3 protein-coding genes are annotated in these 17,836 nt (G+C 69.3%); all 3 read right to left on the bottom strand.

The genetic code is table 11. From position 1 onward, the window contains the following. Positions 1–4: 4 nt before the first annotated feature. The 3 genes from H504_RS42950 to H504_RS43590 are packed head-to-tail and all read right to left on the bottom strand — an operon-like array spanning position 5 to position 17,803. The gene (locus H504_RS42950; protein WP_026422533.1) at positions 5–742 is read right to left on the bottom strand and encodes a hypothetical protein; all 738 of its coding nucleotides are present in this window, start codon (positions 740–742) and stop codon (positions 5–7) included. 10 nt (positions 743–752) lie between these two features. Next, entirely contained in the window at positions 753–1,649 is an 897-nt protein-coding gene (locus H504_RS0109095; RefSeq protein WP_026422532.1) for an ABC transporter ATP-binding protein, read from the bottom strand. After that, complete coding sequence (locus H504_RS43590) at positions 1,646–17,803, bottom strand: type I polyketide synthase (RefSeq protein ID WP_051385649.1); 16,158 nt, start codon at positions 17,801–17,803, stop codon at positions 1,646–1,648. The genes H504_RS0109095 and H504_RS43590 overlap by 4 nt, the downstream gene beginning before the upstream one ends. Positions 17,804–17,836: the final 33 nt, after the last annotated feature.

Genomic DNA, 17,836 nt, shown 5'->3' with positions numbered 1-17,836 from the left:
TCTCTCAGCGGTAGCGCTTGCCCTCGTCGGACCGGTACGCCCGGTAGGCCAGGAAGCCCAGCACGACGGTCCAGACCACCAACATGACCATGGACAGCGGCTGCGGGCTATAGTCGCCGATGGCGGCCCACACCAACTCGGCCGAACCCCGGGTGGGGATGAACGGCGCGACGTGCGTGACGAACCCGCTGGTGCTGTGCGGGTCGGTGAACAACCCACCCACGTAGGCCAGGATGATCGGCGAGATGTTGGTGATGACGCTGACCAGGTAGGGGTTGACGGCATAGCCGATGGCCAGCATCAGCAGCGAGAACGGCACGATCGCCAGGACCAGCCCGCCGAGACCGAGTAACACCCCGCCGACGGAGGCGGTGGCCTTGGTGCCGATGGCGGCGATCGCGATCAGCGGGATGGTGCCGAGCACCACGAACAGCGCGCTCATCGCGATCATGCTGATCATCTTCGGCAGCGGCCCGCCGGGCAGCGTGCGCACGTAGCCGCCCCACGGCTTCATCCTGGCGTCGGCGATGCCGAGGCCGTACTGCGCCGAGCAGATGATCAACACGGTGAACAGGCACATCGACCCGGTGCTCAGCGCGGCCGCGGTCGGGTCGTCGCCGAGCGCGGGCACCACGAACAGCAGCATGCCGACGGTCGGCAGGAACAGCAGGGCGACGAAGACCATCGGGATCCGGATGGCCCCGAGGATCTCGAACTTGGTGTAGGCGGCGATGGTGTTCACGACGGATCTCCTAGGCGCTGGCTGGTGTGGCGGTCGGGGCCTTGGTGGTGTAGGCGAGGAACGCGTCCTCCAGCGAGCCCGTGCTGACCTCGAGGTCGGCGAACGGCGCCCCGGAGGCCACCAGGTCGCGGACCAGTTGGTCGGCGTCGTGGGTCAGCAGGCTGACCACGTCACCGGACTGCTCGACCCCGACCACCCCGGGCAGGGTCGGCACCTCGGGGGTGCGGATGGTGACCTTGCGCAGGCCGCTGACCTGGCGCAACGCGGCCACGCTGTCGTCGGCCACGCAGCGGCCGCCGTCCAGGATGATGACCCGCTCGGCCAGCTCCTCGATCTCCTCCAGGTAGTGGCTGGTGATCACCGCGGTGCCACCCGCGGCGTTGTAGGCCTTCACCCCGTCCCACAGCGCGCGCCGCACCTCGACGTCCAGCCCGGTGGTCGGCTCGTCGAGGAACACCAGGTCGGGGCGGCCGACGAAGGCCAGCGCGATCGCCAGCCTGCGCCGCTCACCGCCGGAGAGGCCACCGGTCTGCCGCTGCTCCACGTCCTCCAGGTGGAACTGGGCCAGCAGCTCCTTGCGCGGCAGCGGGTCCGGGTAGTGCGCGGCGACGAACTCGATCACCTCGCCCGCGCGCAGGGTCTCCGGCATGCCGGTCTCCTGCGGGGTCATCCCCATCCGGCGCCTGGCCCGCACGTCGCGCGGGTCGTGGCCGAACAGCTCGACCGTGCCCGAGCTGGGCTTGCGCAGCCCCACGAACATGTTGATCAGCGTGGACTTGCCCGCGCCGTTCGGGCCGAGCAGGCCGAGTAGCTGCCCGGCCGGGATCTCCACGGTGAGGTTGTCCACGGCGACCACGTCTCCGTAGCGCCGGGTGACACCGCTCGCGCGGGCCAGGACATCGGTCATGGCTGGGTATTCCTTTCGGTGGGCTGTTCGCCGAGGAGGTCGGCGATCCAGTGGTGGACCGCCGCGGCGGTCGGCCCGGCGTGCTCGGACATCATGGTGAAGTGGTTGCCCGCGACATCGACGGTCGTGTGCGCGGGCCAGGCGCTGCGCCACTCGCCGGTGGCCGCGCCCAGCGGCTCGGTGGCGCGCACCAGCAGGGTGGGGATCTCGGGGGCGGGGACCGGGGTCTGCCAGAACAGCCGCCCGTACCAGGCCATCGCGGTCAACCGGGTGTCGTCCATGGGGACGTACTGCTCGCGCCGCTCGAACACGCCTTCGGAGAGTTCACCGGCCCACTCGGTCATCATCGGGTGGTCGAGCGGGTAGATGTCGACCAGGACCAGCCCTGCCGGAGGTCGCCCGAGGTCGGCGAGCCTGGTCGCCAGCCGGTGCGCGAGGGTGGCGCCGCCGGAGTGTCCCAAGAGGACTACCTGGGTGCTCTCCGGGATCGCGGTGGCCATCCAGTCCAAGGCGACCTCGTCTGTCGCGGGAAGGAACTCGTCGCGGTTGTAGCCGAGCACCGGCACTGCCGCGACATCACGCTTGCCGCGTAGGGCTGCCGCAAGCCGCGCGAACTCATGGGGACCACCGCCTGCGGTAAGACCGCTGGAGCAGACAAGAAGCCCAGGAGCGTCTCCCGTGGCCAGAGCGATTCGCCTGGCTGTGCTACCGACCTCGGTAAGGCTGTCGGCAAACGGGCGGAACTTGGCCGCGTCACCGAGGAACTCGAGGAAGTCAGCGACCCGACCAGTCCGCATGGCCTCGCGATACAGCCCCTCCAGCAGACCAGTGGACACAGGCGCCGTGGGTTCGCCTTCAAGGTGTCGTGCCAGGGCGACCGGCGTGGGATGGTCGAAAATGACGCTCGCGGGCAGGTCGACGCCGGTCTCTTCCTTGAGCACAGCCCGCAGGTCAAGCGCGGTCAAGGAGTCCATACCGAGTTCAAGGAACTCCCGCTCCACCTCGATGACAGCCGGGTCGTTGTGACCGAGTACCCGCGCGGTGACGGCCTGGACGAGTTCCAAGGTCGAGACAGGTTCGGCGGTCGGCGTCTTGACCTCTTCCTTCACCAGTTCCTTCGCATCAGGTGCGCCGACCGCGTCCACCCAGTACCGCTTGCGTTGGAACGCGTAGGTGGGCAACTCGACCCGCTTACCGCCCCACTCCCGCATCACCTGACCCCAGTCGACCCGCTGTCCCACCACATGCAGGCCGGCGAGAGCCGCCATCAACCAGGCAGGCTCGTCTCTACCGGCCCGCTGCGCGCCCAGGACCACGCTGGGTGTCGGGGAGTCGAGCGACTTCAGGAGGCCCGGGTGACTCAGGGTCTGGTCGGCGACGGCGGTGAGCACGCTGTCGGGACCGACTTCGAGGTAGCGGGTCATGCCCCGTTCCCGCAACGACCGGACGGCGTCGGCGAACCGGACTGTGGAGCGGATCTGGCGCACCCAGTAGTCGGGGGTCGACATCTGGCCGTCGTCGATCTGGCCGGTCACGGTCGACGCGATCGGTAGCCGCGCGGGCCGATAGGTCACTCCCCTCGCCACCGCTTCGAATGGCTCCAGGATGGGATCCACCAAGTGGGAGTGGAACGCTCGGGCTGTCTGTAGCTGTTTCACCTGTCGACCGGTAGACCGCGCAAGCGCCTCAAGCTCTGCGACAGCATCGATGTCACCAGACACCACTACCGAGTCACGCGCGTTGATCGCGGCAATGTCGACTGCGTAGCCCTCGATCGCCTGAGTGACCTCGGACTCCGTCATCCGCACGGCGAGCATGGCACCGCCCTCGGGCAACTCCTGCATCAGCCTGGCGCGTGCACCGACAAGCGCACACGCGTCCGGTAGGGACAAGATGCCCGCCACGTGTGCTGCGGCGAACTCGCCGAAGGAGTGTCCGGCCAAGGCGTCCGGCTGGAGCCCCCAGGTCTCCAACAACCGGAACAGGGCTACTTCGACCGCGAAGAGGCCAGTTTGGGTATAGAGGGCCTGATGTACGTCGTCGGTGTCGATGACATCGTGCAGCGGTAGATCGAGGTGAGCACACACGGCGTCGAACGCGTCGGCGTACGCGGGGAAGGCGGCGTAGAGTCTCTTCCCCATGCCGGTTCGCTGCGCGCCCTGACCGGAGAACAGGTAGGCCAACCCGCCCCGACCGGTGACACCGCGAATGACCGTAGCGTCCGTGCGCCCTTCCGCCAACGCGGTCAACCCGCTTCGCAGGCCCACGGCGTCGTCAGCGAGTACGACCGCTCGATGCGTTAGGCAAGCCCGCTCAGATGCCAACCCCCGAGCAACACCGACGACATCACTATCCACAACGGACAAGAGTTGGTGTGCTTGAGCGCGTAGGGCGGTCTCCGTGCGGCCCGACAGAACCCACGGTACGACCGTGGGAGCCAACCCCTCGGCGGTAGCGTCAACAGGCTCGGGCACGCCCTCGATCACCACGTGCGCGTTGGTACCGCTCATGCCGAACGACGAGATACCCGCACGCCGGGGTCGCGAGACGGCAGGCCAGGCGCGGGCAGATGTCAGCAGCGACACCGCGCCCGCGTCCCAGTCCACGTGGCTGGACGGTTGGTCAACGTGCAGGGTCCGCGGCAGCTCACCACGCCGCATGGCCTCAACCATCTTGATGATCCCGGCCGCACCCGCCGCCGCCTGCGTGTGGCCGATGTTGGACTTGATCGACCCGAGCCACAGCGGCTCCGCCCGGTCGCGCCCGAAAACCGAGAACAGCGCCTGCGCCTCGACAGGGTCACCCAGTGTCGTCCCCGTGCCGTGCGCCTCAACAGCGTCCACATCGGATGGTTGCAGTCCGGCGCTCGCCAGCGCGGCCCTGATCACCCGCTGCTGCGAGGGGCCGTTAGGTGCGGTGAGGCCGTTGGACGCGCCGTCGGAGTTCACCGCTGAGCCACGGACCAGCGCCAAGACCTGGTGCCCATTGCGCCGCGCATCAGACAGCCGCTCCACAAGCAGCAGCCCGACACCCTCACCCCATCCAGTGCCATCCGCGCCTTCCGCAAACGATCGACAGCGTCCAGACGCAGCGAGTCCACCTTGACGGGCAAACTCAGCGAACACGGTGGGCGTCGGCATAACCGCCACACCACCGGCTACCGCGAGCGAACACTCCCCCGCGCGTAGAGCCTGCGCGGCCAGATGCAACGCAACCAGGCTGCTCGAACATGCGGTGTCAACGGTGACGGCGGGTCCCTCAAGACCGAACGAGTATGCGACTCTTCCCGACAAGACACTGTTCGACGTGCCTGTCATCGCGTGCCCCTCAGAGCCCGATGGCAACACGCCGCCCACGCCATAGCCCGAGGACGACGCACCCACGAACACGCCGGTAGTGCTACCGCGCAGGGAGTCGGGGGCGATGCCCGCGCGTTCCAGCAGCTCCCAGGTCGACTCCAACAAGAGCCGTTGCTGCGGGTCCATCGCGGCGGCCTCGCGCGGGGAGATGCCGAACAGGTCCGCGTCGAAGTCGGTCGCGTCGTGGACGAACCCGCCCTCGGCGGTGATGTCACCGGCGGCCGACAGGTCCCAACCCCGGTCGTCGGGGAAGGGCGACATGGCGTCGACCTCGGCGGCGACGAGCTCCCACAACCGCTCGGGAGTGGTCGCGCCGCCGGGGTAGCGGCAGCTCATCGCAACGATGGCGATCAGGTCGTCGGCAAGTGGGGCCTGGACGGGAGTGGCCGTGTCATGGTCACCGCCGATCCTCGCGACTAGTTCGTCGGCCACCGCGTCGGGCGTGGGGTAGTCGAAGACCAGGGTGGACGGGAGCCGTACCCCGGTCGCGGCGGCGACGCGGTCGCGGACCTGCACGGCGGTCAACGAGTCCACGCCGAGGTCGCTGAAGGGCACGTCCCCGGCTACCGGCTCCGTGTACCCCAATACTCCCGCGACCTCGCGGCACACCAGTTCGCGTACACCCGCCGCGCTCGTCAGGACCGGCGCGTCCACCGTCGTCGGTGCCAACTCAGCCAGCAGTGGGCTCGGCCGCGCTGTCGTGAACGACGGCTCAAACCTGGCCCAGTCGATGTCGGCGATGGTCACCGACGGTTCGTTCGCGGCAAGAGCGGTGACAGCCAGCTCCGGACGCAACGGAGTGATACCGCGTTTGCGCAGGTAGTCGTGGGCGTGCTCGGCCATACCGGCACCCGCCCACGGTCCCCACGCGATCGCGGACGCGGGCTTGCCCTGAGCGCGGCGGCGTTCGGCGAGTGCGTCGAGGTAGGCGTTCGCGGCCGAGTACGCGGCCTGGCCACCGCTCCCCCACACACCGGCGATCGACGAGAACAGCACGAAGAAGTCGACATCGCCCACGAGTTCATCGAGGTGGTGGGCGCCGAGGACCTTCGCGCCAAGGGCGTCGTCGAACTCTTCGGCAGCGGTGAACTCCAACGGCACCGTTGTTGCCACACCTGCGGCGTGGACGACGCCGTTCACCGGATGTTCAGCCAGTAGCGCGGCCACAGCATCGCGGTCAGCGACGTCGCAGGCCACCACAGTGGCGATGGCTCCGCGCTCGGCGAGCTCGTCGATCAAGCCAGCGGCAGCCTTGCCGGACCTGTTCACGAGCAGCAACTCGGTCACGCCCTGGTCAGCCAGCCATCGCGCGGTAGCCGCTCCGAGCGCGCCGGTACCACCGGTGATGAGAACCCGACCCCGATAGGCCTGTCGCGACCGGGTGGCGGAGATACGCGTGAGTCGACGCACGAACACACCAGACGCGCGGACTGCAACCTGGTCTTCGCGAGACAGACTCCCGGCGAGGATGGCACCGAGGCGGGCGAGTGCTCGTGCGTCCAAGGCGGCCGGAAGGTCGATCAGGCCACCCCAGCGGGTGGGGTGCTCAAGCGCGGCCACTCGACCCAAACCCCAGAGCAGGGCTTGATCCGGGTCCGGTGGCGCGTCGGCCTGACCAGTACTCACCGCGCCCCGGGTCAACGCCCAGACCGGCGCGTCAACCTGCTGGAGCAAGGTGACCACATCGCGCGCGGGGAGCAACGAGACGACACCGACCCACTCACCTTGCGGCAGGCCGTCCGCGAGTCGTGCCACTGTGCTCTGCGGGAAGAGGCCCGTCAGTTCCGGCGGGCATTCATCGTTCGTCACTACGAGCCAGTGGCCAGTTGGCCGGGCCGGTTCGATGTGGGTTGGCTGCCAGGCGATCTGGTAGCGCCATGTGTCAACGACCGACTCATCGCGTCGGGCACGGCGCCAAGCAGACAGGACCGGTAGCAGATCGGCAAGAGTGTCCGCGTCGACCCGCAGCGTGTCGGCCACGGCAGTGGCATCTTGTTGTTCGACAGCCGCCCAGAACTCGTGCTCGCCAGGGTCACCTGTGACGACAGGCTTAACTGTGTCGGGCCAGTAGCGCGTGTGGTGGAAGGCGTAGGTCGGCAGGTCGACAAACCGACCGCCCCACGCCTTGGCAATCTCGGGCCAGTCGATGACAACACCCGCGACATGCGCGCGTGCGAACGAGGTCATCCGATCGCCGTTGACCTCGACTTCCGCTTCGACCGCCGTTCGCACGACCCCGTGGAACAGGTACGGGGACTCCTCGCCCGCCACCAACGCGGCAAGACCAGCCGCGTGGTCCCCCATGACCATGGCGCGGTGGTCGAGCACAGCACGGGAGGTCGCCAGCGTGGTAGCGACGTCGACCGGGTCCTCGGTGACCCTGCTCAGCCGAACAGCCAACTCGCGAAGGGCCTCGGCGCTGCGGGCCGAGAGCAGCCACGGAACGCCTGTCACGCGAGCCTTTTCAGGAGCCGCAGACTCCGGGTATTCCTCGACGATCGTGTGCGCGTTGGTCCCGCTGAGCCCGAACGACGATACGGCCGCGCGACGCGGGCCTTCCGATTCCCACGACCTGGTGTCGGTGAGAAGCGCGATCTGCCCGGCCGACCAGTCGACGTGCGTCGAGGGGCGGTCGGCGTACAGGGTCTTGGGCAGCTCACGATGGCGCAGCGCCATAACCATCTTGATGACACCCGCGACGCCCGCAGCAGCTTGGGTGTGACCGATGTTCGACTTGACCGACCCTAGCCACAACGGGTTCTCACGGCCCTGGCCGTAGGTGGCCAGCAACGCCTCAGCCTCGATGGGGTCGCCGAGCGCGGTACCCGTACCGTGCGCCTCGACCACATCGACATCCGAGGCTCTTAGCCGTGCATCCGCCAATGCCGCACGGATCACCCTTTGCTGGGCAGGACCATTGGGCGCGGTGAGACCGTTGGAGGCACCATCCTGGTTGACGGCGCTACCGCGCACGACAGCAAGTACGCGGTGGCCCTTGGCGATCGCGTCCGACAACCGGGTGAGCAGCAGGACGCCGACACCCTCACCCCACCCCGTGCCATCCGCGCCTTCCGCGAACGCCTTGCACCTGCCGTCGAAAGACAGACCGCCCTGGATGCTGAACTCAAGGAAGGTACTTGGCTGCGGCATGACGGTAACGCCACCGGCGATGGCCATCGAACACTCACCATCGCGCAAGGCCTTGGCCGCGAGATGCAGAGCAACCAGGCTGCTAGAGCACGCGGTGTCAACGGTGATGGCAGGGCCACGCAGGCCGAAGGCATATGACACCCGACCCGACAGCACACTCGCCGTGTTCCCGGTGCCGAGATGTCCTTCCCCGGCCGCGTCAGATCCCAGCAGCAGCGTGGCGTAGTCCTGACCGTTGGTACCCGCGTAGACACCGATGTCGCTGTCCCGCACGGACAACGGATCGATGCCCGCGCGCTCGAACACCTCCCAGGACGCCTCCAGCAACAACCGCTGCTGCGGGTCCATCGCGATGGCCTCCCGGGGCGAGATCCCGAACAGGCCCGCGTCGAACCCGGCGATGTCGTCGAGGAACCCGCCGACCCGGGCCGCGGACCCACGCAGACCATCCAGGTCCCAGCCCCGGTCTCGGGGGAACTCGACCATCGCGTCCACACCATCCCGCACCAGCGCCCACAGGGCCTCGGGACTGTCGACGCCGCCGGGGAACCGGCAGCTCATGCCAATGATCGCCATGGGATCATCGTCAAGCGGCCTCGGCGCCGTGGGGAAGTGGGCAACGCCAACCTGTGGATAACTCCGGCCAATGAGGACAGCCAGGTGCTTGCCGAGCGCGGTCGGCGTGGGGTGGTCGAACACCAACCCGGCGGGCAACGCCACACCGGTCTCGGTCGCGAGCAGATTGCGCAATTCCAGCCCGGTCAACGAATCAAAGCCCAGGTCGCGGAAGGGGCGGCCGGGTTCGATCGCCGTCGTGTCCGAGTGCCCGAGCACCCGCGCGGCCAACTCCCGGACAACGGCGACAAGATCGCGGTCGGCCGGGCGCGCGAGTTCCGCCAGCCGCTGAGCCTGTGGATGATGTGCGGGGATGTGGACAACCTCGGTCAGCAACGGACTCGGTCGAGCCGCGGTGAAGGCGGGGCTGAGGACATCCCAGTCAACATCGGCGATGACGTATGACGAATCACCGCTAAGGGCATCCGTGAAAGCCTTGAGCGCGCGGGGCACAGACATCGGTCTAAGACCGGACTGGGCAAGATGGTCTGCGACTGCGGCGGCCATTCCCGCGCCAGCCCAAGCACCCCAGGCCAACGACACAGCACGCCCACCACGTAACCGTCGCCGCTCCACGACAGCGTCAACTTGCGCGTTGGCAGCGGCGTAGGCGCCCTGGCCTGGATTGCCCAGTACCCCAGCCAGTGAGGTGAAAGCGACGAACGAGACCTCGTCAGGTAAAAGCTCGTCAAGGATCTCGGCAGACCCGGCCTTAGCCGCGATCACGACCGCCAACCGGTCTGGGGTCAGACCGGCCACGAGCCCGTCGTCGAGCACACCTGCAGCGTGAATGACGGTCGAAATCGCTTGCCTGGCAAGTAGTTCGGCCACCGCGACCCGGTCGGTGAGATCACAGGCCACGACCTCGGCGCCGGTCTCCGCGGCCAACTCGTCCGCTCCTGGCGCGGCGGAACCCCTGCGACTGGCCAGGATCAGCCTGGTCACGCCACGAGATCGCAGCAAGCGAGCCACATGCCCGCCCAGCGCGCCGGTACCGCCGGTGATCAACACCGCACCCGACTGTTCACTCGATGGGAGGCAATCGCCCCCGGCGGCGCCGATTTTCGGTTCAATGGAAGGGAAAGGAGACGAACCAATGTCCGCAGTCTTGAGCTCAGCATTGAGCCCAGTCCTCACTCCAGCCTTCGCCCGAGGCCGCTCGACTCGACGCAGCCGCCTGCCGAACACCCCACTCGCCCGGATCGCGACCTGGTCCTCGCGTGCGCTCAGTGTCCACACGAGACTCTTCGCGGTCGTGGCGTCGATCGTGTCGATGTCGATCAAACCGCCCCAGTGGTCCGGGTGCTCCAACGCGACCACCCGACCAAGACCCCACCCCCCGGCCGCCGTCGGCGCCAACCCCTCCCCGGCCACCGAGACCGCGCCCCGGGTCACACACCACACCGGCGCGTCGAACCGCAGCAGTCCGGGGACATCGGCCGCAGAGTCGACCACGGCCACAACCCCCGCGAGGTCGGTCGTGTCGTCCTCACCGGGCTTATCAGCCACGGTGTCCACCTCGGCGCCTGCCTGAGCGAGCGCGGCCGCGATCTCCGGTGCGCCGAGCACCAGCCACCGACCGGACATCCTGGCCGGCGCTGCGGCCAGTGGCTGCCACTCGACCCGGTAGAACCACGGCTCCGGTGTGGGGTCCGGCCAGTAACGCTGACGCTCGAAGGGATAGGTCGGCAGGGCAACCCGGCGCCCACCCCACGGCCTGAGGTACGTCCGCCAGTCAACGGGAACGCCCCGGGTGTGCAACCGAGCCACCGCGGCGACGAGAGCAACCGCCTCAGCCCGGTTCGGGCGAAGCGTCGGCACGGCCACCAGGTCCGGGGTGATCTGTTGGGCCAAGGCGGAGAGCACCCCGTCCGGACCTAGCTCAAGAGCCGTTGTCACCCCGGGCAAAGCGGCGACCGCGTCCGCGAACCGAACCGTCTCGCGAACCTGGCGGACCCAATAGTCAGGACTGTCAACGGCACCGGAGGAGGTGGTGAGAATCGGGATCTTCGGCGGGTGGTAGTTCAGCGTCTCGGCAACCCGGGCGAAGTCCGCAAGCATCGGCTCCATGCGCCGCGAGTGGAACGCGTGCGACACGGTCAGCCGCTTGACCCGACGCCCTTCATCCCGCCACCTGGCCGCCTGCTCCCCCACCGCGGCCGCGTCGCCGGACACCACCACCGCTCGCGGACCGTTGACGGCCGCGAGATCAACACCAGCCCTCAACACGACATCCGCCTCGATGGCCTCCACGGCCACCATCGCGCCACCACCCGGCAGCGCTTGCATCAACTTCCCCCGCGCCGCCACCAACACACACGCGTCATCAAGCGAAAGGACCCCGGAGACATGAGCAGCCGCCAACTCGCCGATGGAGTGGCCCACCAGCACATCGGGTACGACTCCCCAGGACTCCAGCAGTCGGAACAACGCGACCTGCAGCGCGAACAACCCCGCCTGCGTATAGACCGTCTGGTGAACATCCTCGTCACCAATGGCCTCCCGCAACGGCCGGTCGAGCTCCACCCGCGCACAGACCGCGTCAAACGCCTCCGCAAAGACCGGGAAAGAGTCGTAGAGCTCGGCGCCCATACCCACCCGCTGCGCGCCCTGCCCCGTGAACAGAAACGCCAGGCCCCCATGCGCAACCACGTCCTGCACACGCTGGTCCCCGACCAACACGGCTCGATGACTCAACGCCGCCCTGGTCGTGACCAATGACCACGCCACATCAGCAGCACCGGCACCGCCCAGCAGCACGCCGGACACGGCCGCCACCTGCCGATCCAACGCCGCCCCCGTGTTCCCGGAGAACACCAGCGGCAACGGCACCCCTCGCCCCCCGAAAGGAGACGCCACTGACCCGACGACCGCACCGAGCAGCGCCGACACCGGTTCACCAGACTTGCCGTCCAGGTTGCTTCGCCCAGCAGCCCGGAGTTCGTCAACCTCCACTGGCTCGTCTCGGCCACCCGCTCTGCGCGGTTCTCCACCCTTGACAAGCGTTCCGGAGTCACCGAGCCCGACTGCTCCGAGCACCCTCGGCCCGCCGAGGTTCCCAAGACCGTCGCGACCACCAAGTCGATCAGAACCACTAGACCCCTCGGATCCACCAAGTCCCTCGGGGCGACCAACCCCCTCAGGGCCACCAAGCTTCGCTGGATTGCCAAGTACGCCGCGATTGCCGAGTGCGGCAAGGCCGGATTCTCCGAGCTCGGCAAGGTCTTCAAGGCTGTCGGGTCCTGGAGAGCCGCCTTGCCCAGCAGAGCTGCCCTGCCCTCCAGGCTTGCCTTGCCCTCCGGGACTGCGTCGCTCATCGGGCTGGGTGGGGGCGGGACCGGTGGGTGTCGGGAGGTGGGTGGGTGGGGCCTGTTCGAGGATGGTGTGGGCGTTGGTGCCGCTGATACCGAACGAGGACACGCCGATGCGGCGGGGGTGGTTGGTGGCCGGCCACGGGCGGGGGGAGGTCAGCAGGGCGACCGAGCCGGTGGACCAGTCGACGTGGGGGGTGGGGGTGTCGATGTGCAGGCTGGCGGGGAGGGTGGCGTGCTGGAGGGCCAGCACGGCCTTGATCACGCCAGCGACCCCGGCGGCGGCCTGGGTGTGGCCGATGTTGGACTTCACCGAGCCCAGCCACAGCGGTTCCGGGCGGTCCTGGCCGTAGACCGACAGCAGCGCCTGGGCCTCGATCGGGTCGCCGAGGGCGGTACCAGTGCCGTGGGCCTCTACGGCGTCCACGTCGAGGGGGGTGAGGGCGGCGGAGTCGAGGGCGGCGCGGATCACCCGTTGTTGGGCGGGGCCGTTGGGGGCGGTGAGGCCGTTGGAGGCACCGTCGGAGTTGATGGCGGAGCCGCGGACGACGGCGAGGACGTCGTGGTTGTTGCGGCGGGCGTCGGAGAGGCGTTCGACCAGCAGCACACCGACACCCTCGCCCCAGCCGGCGCCGTCGGCGGAGGCGGCGAAGGAGCGGCAGCGGCTGGTGGTGGACATGCCGCGCTGGCGGCTGAACTCGGTGAAGATGCCGGGGCCGGACAGCACCGTCACCCCGCCGACCAGGGCCAGGTCGCATTCGCCCGCGCGGAGGGCGTGCGCGGCGAGGTGCAGGGCGACCAGGCTGCTGGAGCAGGCGGTGTCGACGGTGAGGGCCGGTCCCTCCAAGCCGAACGCGTAGGCGACCCGGCCGGAGACAACGCTGGGTGAGCCGCCGGTGGCCAGGTAGCCCTCACTGCCGGACGCGGTCAGGAAGCTCATGTAGTCCTGGCCGCCGGTACCGGCGTACACGGCGGTCCGGGAACCGCGCAGCGACAACGGGTCGATGCCCGCGCGCTCGAACAGTTCCCACGACGCCTCCAACAGCAGCCGCTGCTGGGGGTCCATCGCGAAAGCCTCACGAGGGGAGATGCCGAACAGGCCGGCGTCGAAATCAGTCGCGTCGGCGACGAAACCGCCTTCGCGCGCGTAGGTGGTGCCGGGGTTGTCCGGGTCCGGGTGGTACAGCGCCGCCAAGTCCCAACCGCGATCGTCGGGGAACGGGGTCATCGCGTCGACACCGTTGACAACCAGCTCCCACAGGTCCTCGGGAGACCGGACGCCACCCGGGAAACGGCAGCTCATGCCGACGATGACAATCGGGTCGTCGTCGACCGCGGCCACCAGCGCGGGCTGCATGGACTGAGCAGGCTGGGTGGTCTCGGGAACCTGGCGGGCCTCAGCGGCGATCTCGGCGCCGAGGAAGCGGGCGAGCGCGGTCGGGGTGGGGTGGTCGAACACGACGGTCGCGGGGATGCGCAGGCCGGTGGCAAGGGTGAGCCGGTTGCGCAGCTCGACGGCGCCCGCCGAGGCGAGGCCGAGGTCACCGAACGCGCGGCCGGGGTCGACAGCGGTGCCCGACTCGTAGCCGAGGACGAGGGACACCTGGTCGCGAACCAGGTCGAGCAACACCCGGTGCCGTTCGGCGGTCGAAGTGCCCGCAAGCTGTCGCGCGAGGGGGACGTCTTCGTCCTCGGGGGCGGCCGGGCCGGTGAGGTCGTCGAGCAGGTGGCTGGGGCGGGTGGCGGTGAAGAACCAGCCGAAGGTGTCCCAGCGGATGTCGGCGATGGCGACGGCCGTGTCGTCGTTGTCGATGGCTGCCCGCAGGGCCCGCAGCGCCAGGGCGGGGTCCATCCGTGGGACGCCGTGGCGGGCCATGGCGTCGCCGATGTCGCCATCGGCCATGCCCGCGCCAGCCCACGAACCCCAAGCGATCGACGTCGCCGGGAGGCCCTGGGCGCGGCGGAACTGGGCGAACGCGTCGAGGAACGCGTTGCCGGGGCCGTAGTTGCCCTCGCCCGCCGCGCCAAACACGCCGGCGAGGGACGAGAACAAGACGAAGGCGTCGAGGTCGCCGGTCAGTTCGTGCAGGTTGAGCGCGGCGGTGACCTTGGCGCGCAGCGCGGGTTCGACCCGGTCGAGGGTGAGGGAGTCGAGGATGCTGGAGTCGACGACACCGGCGGCGTGGAAAACCGAGGTGGGCGGGTGTTCCGCGAGCACAGCCGCCAGCGCGGCGCGGTCGGCCGGGTCGCAGGCGACGATGGTGACCCGGGCGCCCAGGTCGGTCAGTTCGGCGGCGAACGCCTGCGCACCGGGCGCCGACGGGCCACGGCGGCTGAGCAGCAGCAGGTGCTCGGCACCCGCGCGGGCCAGCATGCGGGCGACGTGGGTGCCGATCGCCCCGGTGCCGCCGGTGATCAACACGGTGCCGGACGGGTTCCACTGCCGGTTGGCGACCGGAGCCGGTGCCGGGCGGAGCCGCGCGGCGAACACGCCGTCCAGTCGGACCCGCACCTGGTCCTCGTCCCGCTGGCCCAGCACGGCCGCAAGGCGATCCAGGGTTTGGCCGTCGAGCTGGGCTGGTAGGTCGAGAAGCCCGCCCCACCAGGGGTATTCGTGCGCAGCGACCCGGCCAAGCCCGGCGACCAGCGCCTGCACCGGGTGCGCGATCAGGTCGACGGTCGCGCACCACAGTGGGACCTGAAGGCGAGTCGCGTGCAGAGCGTGCACCAGTTCGATGGTGTCCGCGAAACCTTGCGGCACCGCCGGGAAGCCCGTCGTCCCGCCCTCGGCCAAGGCCAGTAGCGACAACACGCCGGCAGGGGCGGTCTCGGCGAGCCGCGCCTTGAGGTCAGTGGTCTCGTCCAGGTCGAGAACCGCGGCGTCAAGGTGCGCCGCGACCGTGGCGGCGAGTGGGTGAGCGCCCCGGGTGACAACCAACCAAGGATCGGCAAGCACAGCGCTGGGAAGGGTGACAGGGCGCCAAGTCATCTCGTAGCGCCACGTGTCGGTGACAGGGAGGGCGGTGGTGCGCAGCGGCTGCAGCCAATAGCGCCTGCGCTGGAACGCGTAGGTGGGCAGGTCGACGCGGGTCCCGCCCCAAGGTTCGAACAGGGCGCGCCAGTCGACGGTGACGCCGTGCACGTGGGCCTCGGCGAGCGCGGTCAGCCAACGACGGGAGTCACCCGCGTCGCGGCGCAGGGTGGCCAGGACGGCGGCGGTGAGACCGGTCGCGGCGACTGTCTCACCCAGGCCGTAGGTGAGGACCGGGTGCGGGCTGACCTCGACGAACAACGACCGGCCGGAGCTGAGCAGGTGCTCGATGGCGGCGGCGAACCGGACGGGTTCGCGCAGGTTGGTGAACCAGTAGGCCGCGTCGAGATCGGCGGTGTCGAACCGGGCGGCGGTGACGGCCGAGTGGAACGGGATGTCGCTGGTGCGTGGGCGGATCGGGGCGAGATCGGTCAGCAGTCGGTCGCGGAGCGCGTCAACGTGCGCGGAGTGGGAGGCGTAGTCGACGGGGACCCGGCGTGCGCGGATCTCGGCGGCCGCGCAGTGCGCGACCAGTTCGTCCAACGCGGTGGCGTCTCCCGAGACCACCGTCGACGTGGGACCGTTGATCGCGGCGACGGACACACCGGGCCAGCGCCGCGCCAGCTCGGTCGCGTCCGCCTCGCTGAGCGCGAGGGACACCATGCCGCCCGCGGTCAGCACCTCGGCGATCGCACGGCTGCGGAGTGCGACGACTCGGGCACCGTCCTCAAGCGACAGTGCGCCCGCCACGACGGCGGCCGCGATCTCGCCCTGCGAGTGCCCGACGACGGCGGCAGGCACCACCCCCGCCGACTGCCACAGCGCGGCGATGCCGACCATGACCGCCCACAGCACCGGCTGGATGACGTCCACTCGGTCGAGTTCGTCGCCGCTGCGCAGCACGTCCAGCAGCGACCAGTCCACGAACGGGGCGAGCGCGACGGCGCACTCCTGGACGCGGGACGCGAACACCGGCTCGGTCTCCAGCAGTGACACGACCATGCCCGGCCACTGCGCGCCCTGGCCGGGGAAGACGAACACGACCCCACCCTGACCGACATCCCCGGTCCGGACGACAACACCGGGAACCTCGCGGCCTTCGGCGAGTCCGTCGAGACCGCGTGCGAAGTCCTCCGGGGTGGAGCCGAGGACCACAGCGCGGTGGTCGAGCGCCGCCCGAGAGGTGATCAGCGAACGGCCGATGTCGAGAGGATCACCGTCGTGTGCACGCAACCGGGCGGCCTGACCACGCAGCGCCTCGGCCGTCTTGCCGGAAACCACCCACGGCAGCACTTCGGGCGCGGCCCGGTCGGCGGGTTCGGCGGGTTCGCCCCGGTACTCCTCGATGATCACGTGCGCGTTGGTGCCGCTGACCCCGAACGACGACACCCCGGCCCGACGAGGTTCGGCACGACGTGGCCAAGGCCGGGCGGAGGTCAGCAGTTCGACGGCGCCCGCGGTCCAGTCGACGTGCGGGCTCGGTTCGTCGACGTGCAGGGTGCGGGGCAGCGTCTCGTGCCGCAGCGCCTGCACCATCTTGATCACACCGGCGACACCGGCCGCCGACTGGGCGTGGCCGATGTTGGACTTCAGCGACCCCAGCCACAGCGGTTCGGCGCGGTCCTGCCCGTAGGTGGCCAAGACGGCCTGCGCCTCGATGGGGTCACCGAGAGAGGTGCCTGTGCCGTGCGCTTCAACGACATCGACATCGGACGGGTTGAGTCTTGCGTTGGCCAGTGCCGCGCGGATCACACGCTGCTGTGAGGGGCCGTTGGGGACGGTAAGACCGCTGGAAGCCCCATCTGAGTTGACGGCGCTACCGCGTAAGACGGCGTGTACGGGAAGCCCGTCGCGTTCGGCGTCGGATAACCGTGCTACAAGCAGCATGCCGACGCCCTCGGCCCAACCGGCACCGTCAGCGTCAGCGGAGAACGACTTGCACCGCCCGTCGGAGGCGAGACCGCCAGACATACCGAAGTCGACGAAAGTGTTCGGGGTGACCATCACCGATACCCCGCCGGCCAAGGCGAGGTCACATTCGCCGTGCCGCAACGCTTGAGCCGCGAGGTGTAGCGCGACGAGGCTGCTGGAGCAGGCGGTGTCCACGCTGACGGCAGGCCCCTCAAGTCCGAGCGCGTACGCGACCCGACCGGACACCACACTGCCCGCGCTCCCCGTGCCCAGGAACCCTTCTACTCCTTCGGGGATGTCCAGCGCGCGGGCCGCGTATTCGTGGTACATGACGCCGGTGAACACACCTGTCTTGCTGCCGCGCAACGAGAGAGGGTCAATGCCCGCGCGCTCAATGGCTTCCCAAGAGGTCTCCAGCACGAGCCGCTGCTGCGGGTCCATGCCAAGCGCCTCGTTCGGAGAGATCCCGAACAGCGACGGGTCGAAGTCCGCGACACCGTCGAGGAAGCCACCCTCCCGGGTGAACTCGACCGTCGACTGCTCGAACAGCGTCAGGTCCCACCCACGGTCGGTCGGGAACCCGCCGATCGCGTCAACGCCCTGATCCACCAGGCGCCACAACGACTCCGGGCCGTCCACTCCGCCCGGGTACCGGCACGCCATACCGATGATCGCGATGGGTTCCCGCTCCACCTGCCGGAGCCGCTGCCGCGCCTGGGTCAGGTCGGTGGTGACCCGGCGCAGGTAGTCGCGGAGCTTGTCCTCGGTGGAAGTCATCGCGCACCCACTCCGGAGGGCTGTGGAAGACAG

The organism is Actinokineospora inagensis DSM 44258 (assembly GCF_000482865.1).
Classification (GTDB): domain Bacteria; phylum Actinomycetota; class Actinomycetes; order Mycobacteriales; family Pseudonocardiaceae; genus Actinokineospora; species Actinokineospora inagensis.
Note: the sequence above shows the minus strand (reverse complement) of the source record. Positions and strands in the feature narration are given on the sequence as shown.

Bases quoted from the DNA above. Each gene is read 5' to 3' on its own strand.
- H504_RS0109095 (WP_026422532.1), bottom strand. From the start codon at position 1,649: ATGACCGATGTCCTGGCCCGCGCGAGCGGTGTCACCCGGCGCTACGGA.
- H504_RS43590 (WP_051385649.1), bottom strand. From the start codon at position 17,803: ATGACTTCCACCGAGGACAAGCTCCGCGACTACCTGCGCCGGGTCACC.